The organism is Pseudomonas rhizophila, from assembly GCF_003033885.1.
In the GTDB taxonomy this organism is placed as follows: domain Bacteria; phylum Pseudomonadota; class Gammaproteobacteria; order Pseudomonadales; family Pseudomonadaceae; genus Aquipseudomonas; species Aquipseudomonas rhizophila.
In genome coordinates this window covers 2,373,438-2,385,550 of the sequence record NZ_CP024081.1, presented here as the reverse complement: position 1 = coordinate 2,385,550, position 12,113 = coordinate 2,373,438, and the positions used below count along the sequence as shown (strand labels likewise).

The following is a 12,113-nucleotide window of genomic DNA, read 5'->3' as shown; positions in this document are numbered from 1 at the left end:
TGAGAGTCTTCTCTTCAGGCATAGTCGGTCTACGGCACGGTGCGCGTTAACAATTGTCACAAAGTCTGAATCAGTCAGCCGTAGAATGCGGACATACTTGCGGCCTCACCGCTTTGAACCGACCGAGAAGCCTTATGCCCCGGCGCCTTTTCAAACGTTACATGCCTGACCCAGCGAGTATTCGGGAACATAAGTCCTTACGTTTTCTCGGTTCCTTGCTGCACGACCCCAACCTTTGGCACCTCAACCGACACTCCGTGGCACGCGCCATGGCCGTTGGTCTGTTCGCTGCCTTTTTGCCGATTCCTTTGCAGATGCTGCTGGCCGCGGCACTGGCCATCACCGTACGCGGCAACATACCGATTGCGGTGAGCCTGGTCTGGCTGACCAACCCCATCACCATGCCCGCCGTGTTTTTCTGCACCTACCAGACCGGGGCCTGGTTGATGGATGTGCCTGCCCGCACGTTACCGGATGAACTGACCTGGGAATGGATCACCACCCAGTTGTCTACCTTGTGGCAGCCGTTTTTGCTGGGGTCGGTGGTGACGGGTCTGGTGCTCGGCGCCCTCGCCTATTTCATGACCATGATCTATTGGCGCTGGTGGGTGGCGCGGCAATGGAAACGGCGCAAGAAAAGCCGGATGTGAAATGCAAAAAGGCCTCCAGTGAATGGAGGCCTTTTGCATTTCGATGTAAGAGCGAGCCTGCTCGCGATAGCGGTATACCAGTCAGCACGCCTGCCGAGTTCTAAGTACGCATCCCTCGCCCACTGACCAACAGCCGTGCACATCCCACATAGAGCACCACGGTTGCCACCAGCATGAAGGTGATCGCGACGCTGATCCGGATGTCCGACACCCCAAGGATGCCGTAGCGGAACGCGTTGACCATGTGCAGCACCGGGTTGGCCAGGGACACGGTCTGCCAGAACGGTGGCAGCAGGGAAATCGAGTAGAACACTCCGCCCAGGTAAGTCAGTGGCGTGAGCACGAACGTCGGGATGATGGAAATGTCATCGAAGTTGCGCGCAAACACGGCATTGATGAACCCCAGCAGCGAAAAGATCGTGGCGGTGAACACCACCACCAATATCGTCACGCCCAAATGGTGCACTTGCAGATCGGTGAAGAACAGTGACAGCAAGGTCACGATCAAGCCCACCGCCAACCCGCGCAATACACCGCCCAGGGTGTAGCCGATCAGGATCGTATGGGGCGAAACCGGCGAGACCATCAGTTCCTCGATCGAGCGCTGGAATTTGCTGCCGAAGAAACTCGAGACCACGTTACCGTAGGAGTTGGTGATCACCGACATCATGATCAGCCCCGGTACGATGTAGTCCATGTACGTGAAGCCCCCCATGTCGCCGATCTGCCGACCGATCAGGTTGCCGAAAATCACGAAGTACAAAACCATGGTGATGGCCGGCGGCAGCAGGGTCTGCGGCCAGATCCGCATGAAGCGTCGGACTTCGCGATAAACGATGGTATTGAGGGCGATGAGGTTGGGTCGCAGTTCGGAACTCATACAGCCACCTTCGCCAGATTTTTCTCCACCAGAGACACGAACAACTCCTCGAGGCGATTGGTTTTGTTGCGCAGGCTCTGCACTTCAATGTTTTGCAGCGCCAGTTGGGAGAACAAGCCGGTAATACCGACGGTTTTATCCACCTGGACTTCCAGCGTGTGGTGGTCCACCAGCCGGGCCGGATAGCCGATCAGTTGCGGCGCGGCCTTCAGATCGTTCTTCAGGTCCAGCAGGAACGTCTCCACATGCAGTTGGCTGAGCAACTGTCGCATGCTGGTGTTCTCGACGATGGTGCCGTGGTCGATGATGCCGATGTTGCGGCACAGCTGCTCGGCCTCTTCCAGGTAATGGGTGGTGAGGATGATGGTGATGCCTTTCTGGTTCAGCTCGGTCAGAAAGGTCCACATCGACCGACGCAACTCGATGTCGACGCCCGCGGTCGGCTCGTCGAGAATCAGCAGGCGCGGCTCATGGACCAGGGCACGGGCAATCATCAGGCGCCGCTTCATGCCGCCGGACAATGAACGGGACGGCACATCACGCTTGTCCCACAAACCCAGTTGAGTCAGATATTTCTCGGCGCGCTCATTGGCGATCTTCGGCGGGATACCGTAGTAACCCGCCTGGGTCACGACGATGTCGAAGGTCTTTTCGAACTGGTTGAAATTGAACTCCTGGGGCACCACGCCGATGCAGCGCTTGAGAGCGGCGGGCTCACGGTCCAGATCATGACCGAAGATATTCACCGTACCGCTGGTTTTGTTCACCAGGGTTGAAAGAATGCCGATGGTGGTGGATTTGCCGGCTCCATTGGGGCCGAGCAAGGCGAAAAAATCACCTTCGGCGACGTCCAGATCGATACCACTCAAGGCCTGGAAACCGTTGCCGTAGGTTTTGGTTAGCTGCCGGATGGACAGAGCGGAACTCATATCGGATTACGCACCAAGAAGGGGAAGAAACAATTAGATAAGGGCGCACGGCGAGCAATACAACCACGGCGCACGAAGGCAATGGTGCGTGGCGTCGCCGCACAAGTACAGTCAAGCGTGTCGATAGTAAGTATTAAGTCAACGCGGTCATGACCGCCTTGCGATACGCCGGACGCTGCTGCAGCCGGGCGTACCAGGCCTGTAGATGAGGCAGCGCAGCCCGCTCGATGGGCATCTCGAACCAGGCATAAATGAAACTGCCCAAGGGAATATCGCCCATGCCGATTTCATCCCCGGAGAGGTAGGGTTGCTCGCTCAACGTCTGGTCCGCCATCGCCAACAAACCATCGCAGACCTTGATCGCCGCATGGATGGCCGCCCAGTCCTGCTGCTCGGCGGGAGTGCGCAAGACGCCCCAGAACACGGTGCGAAACGGATCGGCAAACGAGGAGGTGGTCCAGTCCATCCATTTTTCAGCCCTGGCGCGAGCCTGGGGATCTGCCGGATACCAGGCAGAACCCGGAGCATGGCGAGACGCCAGATAACGCACGATGGTGTTGGACTCCCAGAGCACGAAACCGTCATCTTCGATCATCGGGACACGGCCGTTGGGGTTCTTGGCGCGATACTCGGGCGTGTCCACCACGCCGAACGCACCCCCTGCGTCGATGGCCTCGTAGGCCAGCCCCAGCTCCTCGGCGCACCACAGCGCCTTGCGCACATTCGATGAGTTTTTCCGACCCCAGATCTTCAGCATCACGGCTTGCTCCGATGGATAAATGCCGCAGCAGCATACGCCGGATCAGCCGCGACTCAAATCGCCCTGCATGTCGCCAAGCAGGGGCGGCAGTTGCTCGCCGAACAGGTGCGGGTAGCATTTTTCCAGGTGCTCGAAGAAGAACGCTTCGGGCACATCGGCGAATTGGCCGTGGTCGGTGACGTACTCCATCAGCTTGGCGCCCTGTCGATTGAACGGGTGGAAAACGCTGTCCTCGCGGCCATCGAATTCCAGGGGTGCCACATCGAACAACTCACACAAGCCTTGATTGAAGGCCGGCGTGGCCTTGACCCAGCGCTCGTTCAGATAGAACTCGGTATAACCGTGCATGGCGAACACGTCACTCTTGAGCAACTCCAGCAGGCGTGCAGTGGACAAGTGATTACGCACATCCGCCAGGCCGATGCGCGCCGGGATACCACAATGGCGGGCGCAAGCGGCCAGCAAGGTCGCCTTGGGCACACAATAGCTTTCACCGCAGGCCAGTGCGTAACTGCCACGCAGGGTCTGCGGATCGCGGCTGAAGGTATAGGGGTTGTAGCGCACGGCCTCGCGCACCGCGTAATACAGGCTGATTGCTTGTGCTTGCGGGTCGCGATTAGTGCCGCGATGAGTTTCGGCGAACTCGATGACCGCAGGGTGATCGCTGTCGATGAAGCGGCTGGGGTTCAGGTATTGCTGCATGGTCAGGACCTCACGGAAAACGCCTGCGTCCGTAGGAGCTGCCGAGTGCAACGAGGCGGCGATCTTTCCCGGACCATCGAGCCCTGAGAGAAAGATAGACAGATCAAGAGATCGTCCGAACGCGGCCCGCACCTTCGGCAGCGCCTATAGGGCTTGCTTCGAGTCTATCCAAAGCCCACCCTCGGTAATAACGGCGTTTACGCCAAACAATGGCGCTTTCTCACTTTGTTAACGAACGATTTCCCACGGATGTTGCCAACCAGACTGGCGCAATGCATCCAGGGTTTCCCACGAAATCAATCACATCGCGCCGACCGCCGGTTTTGCAGATGCCGTCTAAGCTCTGAGGGTCGGTTTTGCCCTGGTTCACGGAGGATTACATATGCTGTTGTTGTGGATACTGGTTCTGGTTGTCGGGAAAGCCTGGCTGGCGCATCGGCGTACCGCCCCGCTGCCCGCGCTGGGCATCATCGCAGCCTACCTGCTGGCCATGAGCCTGTTCAGCCCCGCTCCCGGTTGGCTGATGCTGATCTTCTGGATCGCGCTCGCCGCCGTCGCGGCTCCACTGCTGCTGCCGGACCTGCGCCGCAAGTATTTCAGCGCGCCGATGTTCAACTGGTTCCAGAAGACCCTGCCCCCCATGTCAGAAACCGAGCGCGACGCCATCGACGCCGGTACGGTGTGGTGGGACGGTGAACTGTTCAGTGGCCGGCCGGACTGGGACACGCTGCTGGCCTATCCCAAGGTGCAACTGACCGAGGAGGAACAGGCTTTCCTCGACGGCCCCACCGAAGAACTCTGCGCCATGGTCAGCGACTGGCAGATCGGTCAGGCCATGGACCTGCCACCCGCCGCCTGGGCACACATCAAGGAGCACGGCTTTTTCGCGCTGATCATTCCCAAGGAATATGGAGGCAAGGGCTTCTCCGCCTATGCCCACTCCCAGGTGGCGATGAAACTGGCCACCCGTAGCGGCGATCTGGCTTCCACCGTGATGGTCCCCAACTCCCTCGGCCCAGCCGAATTGCTGCTGCACTACGGTACCGACGAACAACGCAACCACTACCTGCCACGGTTGGCCCGCGGCGACGACATCCCCTGCTTCGCCCTGACCGGGCCGCTGGCGGGCTCCGACGCCGGGGCGATGCCCGACACCGGCATCATCTGCAAGGGCGAATGGGAAGGTCAGGAAACCCTGGGCCTGCGCCTGAACTGGGAAAAGCGCTACATCACCTTGGGACCGGTGGCCACCCTCCTCGGCCTGGCCTTCAAGGCCTATGACCCCGATCACCTGCTGGGGGATGAAGAAGACCTGGGCATCAGCCTCGCCCTGATTCCCACCGACACTCCTGGCGTCAATATCGGCCGTCGTCACCTGCCCCTTGGCGCCGCTTTCATGAACGGACCGAACTGGGGCAAGGACGTGTTCATCCCGCTGGACTTTCTCATCGGCGGCCAGCCCATGCTCGGCAAGGGCTGGATGATGCTGATGAACTGCCTGTCGGTCGGTCGGTCGATTTCCCTGCCGGCTGTGGGCACCGGGGCGGCGAAGTTCACCAGCCTGGTGACCGGCCAGTACACCCAGGTACGCGAGCAGTTCAACGTGCCATTGTCGGCCTTTGAAGGTATTCAGGAGGCCATGGCCCGTATCGGTGGCAACGCCTGGATGATGGACGCCGCCCGTATGCTGACCGCCAACGCGGTGGACCTGGGAGAAAAACCTTCGGTGCTGTCGGCCATCCTCAAATACCACCTGACCGAGCGCGGTCGCGAATGCATCAGCCACGCCATGGACGTACACGGCGGCAAGGGCATCATCATGGGGCCCAACAACTACCTGGGGCGTAGTTGGCAAGGTGCACCGATCTTCATCACGGTCGAAGGCGCGAATATCCTGTCACGTAACCTGATGATCTTCGGCCAGGGTGCGATTCGCTGCCATCCGTTCGTGCTCAAGGAAATGGCCTTGGCCACGCGTGAAGACAAAGACCAGGCGCTGATCGAATTCGACGGGTTGCTACTCAAACACATCGGTTTTGCCATCAGCAACGCCGCCAGCACCCTGGTGCTGAACCTGGGCCTGGGGCGTTTCGAAAGAGCCCCCGGCAACGCCTTGAGCCAGGGTTATTTCCGCGCCCTCAACCGGCAGGCGGCGGCATTCGCCCTGCTGGCGGACCTGAGCATGATGCTGCTGGGCGGTGAACTCAAACGTCGCGAACGCTTGTCGGCGCGCCTTGGGGATGTATTGAGCAACCTCTACCTCGCCTCCGCCGCGCTCAAGCGCTACCACGACCTGGACTCGCCGGACCATATGGAACCGCTGTTCACCTGGGCCATGGAAGAAAGCCTGGGCCAGGCGGAGCGGGCCCTGGACGAACTGCTGGACAACTTCCCGAACCGGGTGCTGGGTGGCCTGTTACGCGTGCTGGTATTCCCCTTCGGTCGTCGCCACAAAGGTCCGAGCGACAGGCTGGACGCTGAAGTGGCTGCAGTGATCGGCCGGGTCAAGGGCGACCCGACCCTCGAGGAGTTGCTGCTGGGTTGCTATCGCCCGCAATCGGTCGACGATCCGGTGGGTGCGCTGCAGCATGCTTGCGACCTGCTGGCTGCCGCCCACCCGCTGCACAAGAAACTGCACGGCGCGCTCAAACAGGGTCAGCTCAACCCCGCTCCAGGCGAACAGGTCATCGACGCAGCCCTTGAAGCCGGCGTGCTACAGGCCGGCGAAGCCCAGACCCTGCGCGAGGCCGAAGCGGCCCGACGTAAAGTGATCGACGTGGATGATTTCGACAAGGAGGAACTCACGCTCGCCGAGGACAAGGTCCGCTGATCCTGTCGACCCTGTGCTCTGTGCCATGTAAAAACGGGCGCAAGCGCTTTATACTCCTGCGCCCGTTTTGCTCTTGAGGACTTATCTCGTGTCCAACGTCGTTGCCGATCACCTTGTCTTGCTTGACCACTTGCGCAGCATCCTGGTCGCCGTGGGTGAGGCAGACCAGGTTCCCGAAGAAAGCCATGCCCTGTTTCTGGAGCGCTTCGACGAATTGCGCGCGCAGTTGCCCGTTGATCCGATCGAAAGCCAGTACCTGGGCCAGGACCTGATGTGCCAGGTCATCGTCCGTTATCCACAGATCGCCCACCTGGTGCCTCGTGACCTGCTGTGGTACTTCGCCGGTGACTGCCTGCATTACATGCCCGATGAAGAAATCGCCTTGTACCAGGCTCTGGAAGAACGTCGTTTCGAAGCCGAGCAAAATGACGAACCCTTCGACTGGAACCAGGAAAAGCAATTGCTGGCGATGTCGGATCAGGACAGCAAGCACTGATTGCGATCAGTCATGCAAAGGCCCGCACGGTTAATCCGGCGGGCCTTTTTTGTGGCCCGCCTTGTTCAAAGTGGGCTCCTTCTCCAGGCACTCCACCAGATAATCAATGAACACCCGCAACTTCGGCGGCAGGTAACGGGTGGGCGAATGCAGCAGCCACAAACCACCCTGGTAAGAGGCCAGGAACGTCCAATCCGCCAGCACCTGCACGATCAAGCCTTGCTCCAGCGCATGATGGGCGGTGAAGTACGGCAAGCTGCCGATGCCAATGTGCTGCAAGACAGCCTCCAGCCGCACGCCCGTATGATTGGCGGCATAACGTCCACGCACGCCCACGTGGACGGACCTGGTGCCTTTCCTGAATTTCCAGCGAGCGTCGTGTGGGGTTTCTCCCAGGTAGATGCAGCTGTGCTCCAGCAGGTCGTGGGGATGCTCGGGGATGCCGTGCTCGGCCAGGTAGCGCGGCGTGGCGCAGAGCAGGTGGTCAATGGTCAACAACTGACGTCCCACCAGCCCGACCGGCGGCTGGTCGGTGATCCGCAGCGCCAGGTCAACGTGATCGTCGATCAGATCGACCTGTCGATCCTCCAGCAGTAACTCCACATCGACCTTGGGGTAACGACGCAAGAACTCGGCTATGTGGGGATGAATGACAAAGCGCCCCACCGCCTTGGGCACGCTGACCCGGATCCGCCCCTCGGCTTCATGGGCGAACTGGCCACTGATTTCCATCACCGATCGGGCGGCGGCGACCATTTCCCGACAACGCTTGAACACTTCTTCCCCGCCATCGCTCAAGCGCAGCTTGCGGGTGGTGCGTTGCAGCAATCGGGTCGCCAAGGCTTTTTCCAGACGCGAGATGCTTCGGCTGACAGCCGACGGTGACACGCCTGATTGCCTGGCCGCTTCGGAGAAACTGCCGGTCTCCACGACCTTGACGAAAATGGCCATTTCGGCGAGCAAAGCCAGTGATTGATTTGTGCTCATGGAGCAAAAGCCCTGTGAAATTTGAACGGATTATCATCAATTTACACACAACTTATAATCCCGCACACATTCCGATGCGGGTATGGAATATCCGCACCTGAGCCTTTTCTCTTTTTAATCGGTTAGCGCCGCGATGCCTCGCCCCTGACCGTTCGGAGTTGAAATGCTATCGAGCTACCTTGGCGAATTCCTGGCCCTGGCCACCGTTCATTTTCTTGCGGTGGTCGCACCCGGCCCTGATTTCGCCGTGACGATCCGCCAAAGCGTCCGTTTTGGCCGCTGGATCGGGATCTGCACAGCGTTGGGCATAGGCGCCGGTATCTCGGTGCATGTGATCTACACCTTGCTCGGGGTGGGTGCGCTGATGCACACCTTCCCCTGGTTGCTGATGGTCGCCAAGGTGGTGGGCGGTGCCTACATTCTTTACCTGGGCGTCAGCCTGCTGCGCAGCAGACCCAAATCCACGCTTGAAGGTGAACACCCCATCGCTCAAAACGCTGCTCGGCAAACGCCATTCAAAGCGTTTGTCACGGGGTTTCTGACCAACGCCACCAACCCGAAAGCCACGCTGTTTTTCCTGGCCATCTTCACCACCCTGATCAGCACCACCACACCGCTGCAGATCCAGGCGTTGTACGGGGTCTGGATGTGCCTGGTGAATGCCCTGTGGTTTGTCGTCGTCGCGTTGTTTTTTTCCAGCGCCCGGGTACGGGAAGTGTTCATGCGCATGGGTCATTGGTTCGAACGGACCATGGGCGTCATCCTGATTCTGTTTGCCGGGCGGTTGATCCTTTCGCTGTAAATACGTCCCGAAATCGCACAGAAGACAAATTATTGACGGCGACTTTGCCGGGAATTTCCCTCCCGTCACTTTTTAGTCGTTTTTTTTGTTTATGGCGTGGCGCTTTGCCATGCATGAACTACCTTCAAAAAGAAGCGGGCACGGCGGTGAATAAATCACCCCTAGGGCGACCCGATCAACACCGGTCACCCTGCTCGTCACCCCGGTATCGCGGGGCTCATACAGTTTTTTCGAAAGCTGCCTGCCATTCAGTCAGGCCGGTGGGATGCGCTCGCTCGCTTGTAGCGACGAGGCGCTCACCACCGCCGCTCAATGGTCTGGTGCAATACAAGGGGCAGCCCGGGCCCCTTAAGTGATCCGAGGCATTTGTTAAGCCTAGGGACGGCCTCTCTGTCGAGGATCACTTCATGAGCTATCGTACCCCGCCCGCTTTAAAGCACTTGATCCATGGTCTGTTCTGGATGGGCCTTGGCCTGGAAGCGGCCCAGGCCGCAACGGCAAATTGTGCTCAGTTGGACAATTTGCCGGCGACCTTCGAGGTTGGCCAAGGGCTTCAGAACGAATTGCGTATCCTGGCCCCCGTAACGAAGCTGGCAGTGGGCGACCCGAAAATTGCCGACGTGCAACCCAGCGGCAGCGATGCCTTCATCCTTACGGGCCTGGCGCCCGGGGCCACCAGCCTGATGGTCTGGACGGCCTGCTCAAAAATCCCCCGCCAGAGCATGATCTTCGTCAAAGGCAGAGCCACCTCGGCACTGACCAGCGCCGCGAGCGTACCCTCCGAAGACCCCATGCTGCTTGCCCAGGTGCAGACTGACATCCGTTTCGTCGAAGTCAGTCGGACCAAGCTCAAGGAAGCTTCAACCTCTATTTTCGGCAGCCGTGGCAACTTCCTGTTCGGCGCGCCGAGAACCCTGCCCACCATCGGTGGCGTGGTGCGGCCTTCATTGCCGGTCAACAACGACATGTTCAACCTGTCCTTTGCCACCGGACAAACCCTGCTGATGATCAATGCGCTGGAAGGCAGTGGCTTTGCCTACACCCTGGCGCGGCCGAGCCTGGTGGCCCTGAGCGGGCAGAGCGCGAGCTTCCTGGCCGGCGGCGAAGTGCCGATCCCGGTGCCCAGTGCCGGCAGCGACAACGTGTCCATCGAGTACAAGGAATTCGGTATCCGTCTGACCTTGACGCCCACCGTCGTCGGAACCAACCGCATCATGCTCAAGGTGGCACCGGAAGTCAGTGAACTGGATTTCACCAACGCGGTGAACATCGCTGGCACGCTGGTTCCGGCGCTCACCGTACGCCGTACCGATACCAGTATTGCCCTGGCCGATGGCGAAAGCTTTGTCATCAGCGGCCTGATCAGCACGCGTAATGCCTCTCAGGTGAACAAATTACCGGGGTTGGGCGATGTTCCGATTCTCGGTGCGTTCTTTCGCGATAACTCCATCAATCGCGAAGAACGCGAGCTGCTGATGATCGTCACGCCGCACTTGGTCCAACCGTTGGCCGCCGACGCACAACTGCCGACGTTGCCGGGCGAACAGCTGCGCAATTACGACCCGAACTTCTACCGCATGTACTTCCTTGAAAACGGCGAGTTCGACAACCGTAACGGGCTGTCCCAATGAGCCGGGGCCTGAGGTGCAAGCGTCCACGTGTTCAACCTGATACGAGGGGACATTCAATGAAAGCTGTGATCGCGATAGCCGCAACGGTGCTGCTGGTCGGCTGCGCCACCAACGGCGTGGCTTCACGTCCGACCAGTTGCATCAAGCCAGGCTCCGATCAGGAACTGGCGCTGAACCTGGCCGATGACATGGCCAATGACGGACGTTTGTATGCCAGCCTGGCGAACCTCGAAGGTCTGCCGGAGGATCTGGTCCAGGTCCGCCTGCGCAAGGCGCGAGTGCTGCGCCTGATGGGACGTAACGAGGCAGAGCCGTTGTACCAGAGCCTGCTCGGCACTTGCCTGGCCGCTGATGGCGAGCACGGCCTCGGCCAGTTGGCTGCCGCCAGGCATGATCATGCTGGCGCCACCGAACACCTTGAGCGCGCTGTGAAAATGTCCCCCACCGAAGGAAAAATCCGCAATGACCTGGGAGTTGTCTATCTCAATCAGCGACGAATCCCTGAAGCCCGCTTCGAGTTCATGACCGCCATGGAGCTCAGACAGTCAGACTCGCTGGCCGCCTTCAACATGGTGACGCTGCTGATTTACCAGGACAACTGGAAGCAGGCAGCCGAACTGGCAAACATGGCCAATCTGAACCCCAAACAAGTGGCAGATGCTCAAGCCCGGGCGGAAAAAATCAGAGGCTCGGCCCCTGCCGGGGCGATATCCCCCGCGAACCGCTTGAGCGATGTGGCCGACGCCTCATCCGATGCGGTCAAGTAGCGCCTTACGAGGAGTCCAAGAGATGAAAACCAGACAACTGTTGATCGTGTGCATGACTTGCCTGTCCGCCACCGCCTGGGCCATTGAACCCGGCCCCTCTTCGGCTGCGCAACAGGGCACGGAGAGCTGGATGCAGCTGCAGATTCGCGGGGTGGTGGCCTCAACCCACCTGCAAACCGCCTCGGCCACCGAACGGGAATTGGCCATGCAGCGCTGGCTCAATAGCTTCAATTACCCGATCCCGGAATTCTTCGAACAGGACTCGGGTGGGGAAATCACCAGCAGCAACTGAAACACAGTGGAAAACAAAAGATCGCAGCCTTCGACAATGCCTACATCCGATCCGGTGTAGGCCTTTTCGAAGGCTGCGATCTTTTGCTCTGCCTTGCATAAAGCTGAACGCGCCTGTTTGTGGCGCGGGGCCCTATCCCCGCGGGACTGCGCAGCCCTTCAGGAAACAACCGCCCATGCGAACTGAGTCTTGCGCGGGTCCGGCCAATGGGTGAGACGCCAATCCCCGGTTTCAGGACCGCTAAGCGGCCCAACGGGGATCAACCCTCTCGCCACGGGCGTTGGAGTTCGGTTGGGTATGGACTTCGATCGTTCCCACGCTTCTGCGTGGGAATGTCGCCAGGGACGCTCCGCGTTCCGCTTCTGGAAGGTGACGCAGAGCGTCACG

At 59.8% G+C, this 12,113-nt stretch carries 12 protein-coding genes; 7 read left to right on the top strand and 5 right to left on the bottom strand.

All coding sequences use genetic code 11. The features are described from left to right. Window positions 1–134: 134 nt before the first annotated feature. Window positions 135–650, top strand: a complete 516-nt coding sequence (locus CRX69_RS11130) for a DUF2062 domain-containing protein (protein ID WP_047228179.1) — start codon at window positions 135–137, stop codon at window positions 648–650. A gap of 100 nt (window positions 651–750) precedes the next feature. Here CRX69_RS11130 and CRX69_RS11125 read toward each other — a convergent pair whose 3' ends face one another. From CRX69_RS11125 to CRX69_RS11110, 4 genes are all read right to left on the bottom strand, one after another. Then, the gene (locus CRX69_RS11125; RefSeq protein WP_047228178.1) at window positions 751–1,530 is read right to left on the bottom strand and encodes an ABC transporter permease; all 780 of its coding nucleotides are present in this window, start codon (window positions 1,528–1,530) and stop codon (window positions 751–753) included. Beyond that, on the bottom strand, window positions 1,527–2,459 hold the full coding sequence (locus tag CRX69_RS11120) for an ABC transporter ATP-binding protein (RefSeq protein WP_047228177.1): 933 nt from the start codon (window positions 2,457–2,459) through the stop codon (window positions 1,527–1,529). Before CRX69_RS11120 ends, CRX69_RS11125 begins: the two co-directional genes overlap by 4 nt. 133 nt (window positions 2,460–2,592) lie before the next feature. Beyond that, window positions 2,593–3,216: a glutathione S-transferase family protein gene (locus CRX69_RS11115; protein WP_047228176.1), complete on the bottom strand. Its 624-nt coding sequence runs from the start codon at window positions 3,214–3,216 to the stop codon at window positions 2,593–2,595. Between the two features lie 45 nt (window positions 3,217–3,261). Then, window positions 3,262–3,921 carry a transglutaminase-like domain-containing protein gene (locus CRX69_RS11110; RefSeq protein ID WP_107322009.1) on the bottom strand — a complete coding sequence of 220 codons (660 nt, stop codon included), beginning with the start codon at window positions 3,919–3,921 and terminating at the stop codon, window positions 3,262–3,264. 382 nt (window positions 3,922–4,303) lie between these two features. On the opposite strand from CRX69_RS11110, the gene CRX69_RS11105 reads away from it, so the two are divergent. Both CRX69_RS11105 and CRX69_RS11100 read left to right on the top strand, forming a co-directional pair. Then, entirely contained in the window at window positions 4,304–6,751 is a 2,448-nt protein-coding gene (locus CRX69_RS11105; protein ID WP_107322008.1) for an acyl-CoA dehydrogenase, read from the top strand. 88 nt (window positions 6,752–6,839) lie between these two features. Then, window positions 6,840–7,247 (top strand): PA2817 family protein, encoded by a 408-nt coding sequence (locus CRX69_RS11100; protein ID WP_047228173.1) that lies wholly within the window; start codon window positions 6,840–6,842, stop codon window positions 7,245–7,247. Window positions 7,248–7,277: 30 nt separating this feature from the next. Here CRX69_RS11100 and CRX69_RS11095 read toward each other — a convergent pair whose 3' ends face one another. Next, on the bottom strand, window positions 7,278–8,234 hold the full coding sequence (locus CRX69_RS11095) for a LysR family transcriptional regulator (protein ID WP_047228172.1): 957 nt from the start codon (window positions 8,232–8,234) through the stop codon (window positions 7,278–7,280). 163 nt (window positions 8,235–8,397) lie between these two features. On the opposite strand from CRX69_RS11095, the gene CRX69_RS11090 reads away from it, so the two are divergent. The 4 genes from CRX69_RS11090 (at window position 8,398) to CRX69_RS11075 (ending at window position 11,726) form a co-directional block, all read left to right on the top strand. Continuing rightward, window positions 8,398–9,036 carry a LysE family translocator gene (locus tag CRX69_RS11090; RefSeq protein ID WP_047228171.1) on the top strand — a complete coding sequence of 213 codons (639 nt, stop codon included), beginning with the start codon at window positions 8,398–8,400 and terminating at the stop codon, window positions 9,034–9,036. Between the two features lie 407 nt (window positions 9,037–9,443). Further along, window positions 9,444–10,667, top strand: coding sequence for a type II and III secretion system protein family protein (locus tag CRX69_RS11085; RefSeq protein WP_047228170.1), 1,224 nt, complete (start codon window positions 9,444–9,446; stop codon window positions 10,665–10,667). 56 nt (window positions 10,668–10,723) lie between these two features. Beyond that, a complete protein-coding gene (locus CRX69_RS11080) occupies window positions 10,724–11,434 on the top strand; it encodes a tetratricopeptide repeat protein (protein WP_107322007.1) in 711 nt (236 codons plus the stop codon). 22 nt (window positions 11,435–11,456) lie between these two features. Next, entirely contained in the window at window positions 11,457–11,726 is a 270-nt protein-coding gene (locus tag CRX69_RS11075; protein ID WP_047228168.1) for a DUF3613 domain-containing protein, read from the top strand. Window positions 11,727–12,113 lie beyond the last annotated feature (387 nt).

Excerpts from the sequence above, each read along its gene's own strand:
- CRX69_RS11105 (WP_107322008.1), top strand. The coding sequence starts at position 4,304 with ATGCTGTTGTTGTGGATACTGGTTCTGGTTGTCGGGAAAGCCTGGCTG.
- CRX69_RS11110 (WP_107322009.1), bottom strand. The coding sequence starts at position 3,921 with ATGCAGCAATACCTGAACCCCAGCCGCTTCATCGACAGCGATCACCCT.
- CRX69_RS11075 (WP_047228168.1), top strand. The coding sequence starts at position 11,457 with ATGAAAACCAGACAACTGTTGATCGTGTGCATGACTTGCCTGTCCGCC.
- CRX69_RS11090 (WP_047228171.1), top strand. The coding sequence starts at position 8,398 with ATGCTATCGAGCTACCTTGGCGAATTCCTGGCCCTGGCCACCGTTCAT.
- CRX69_RS11115 (WP_047228176.1), bottom strand. The coding sequence starts at position 3,216 with ATGCTGAAGATCTGGGGTCGGAAAAACTCATCGAATGTGCGCAAGGCG.
- CRX69_RS11125 (WP_047228178.1), bottom strand. The coding sequence starts at position 1,530 with ATGAGTTCCGAACTGCGACCCAACCTCATCGCCCTCAATACCATCGTT.
- CRX69_RS11085 (WP_047228170.1), top strand. The coding sequence starts at position 9,444 with ATGAGCTATCGTACCCCGCCCGCTTTAAAGCACTTGATCCATGGTCTG.
- CRX69_RS11120 (WP_047228177.1), bottom strand. The coding sequence starts at position 2,459 with ATGAGTTCCGCTCTGTCCATCCGGCAGCTAACCAAAACCTACGGCAAC.
- CRX69_RS11095 (WP_047228172.1), bottom strand. The coding sequence starts at position 8,234 with ATGAGCACAAATCAATCACTGGCTTTGCTCGCCGAAATGGCCATTTTC.
- CRX69_RS11130 (WP_047228179.1), top strand. The coding sequence starts at position 135 with ATGCCCCGGCGCCTTTTCAAACGTTACATGCCTGACCCAGCGAGTATT.
- CRX69_RS11080 (WP_107322007.1), top strand. The coding sequence starts at position 10,724 with ATGAAAGCTGTGATCGCGATAGCCGCAACGGTGCTGCTGGTCGGCTGC.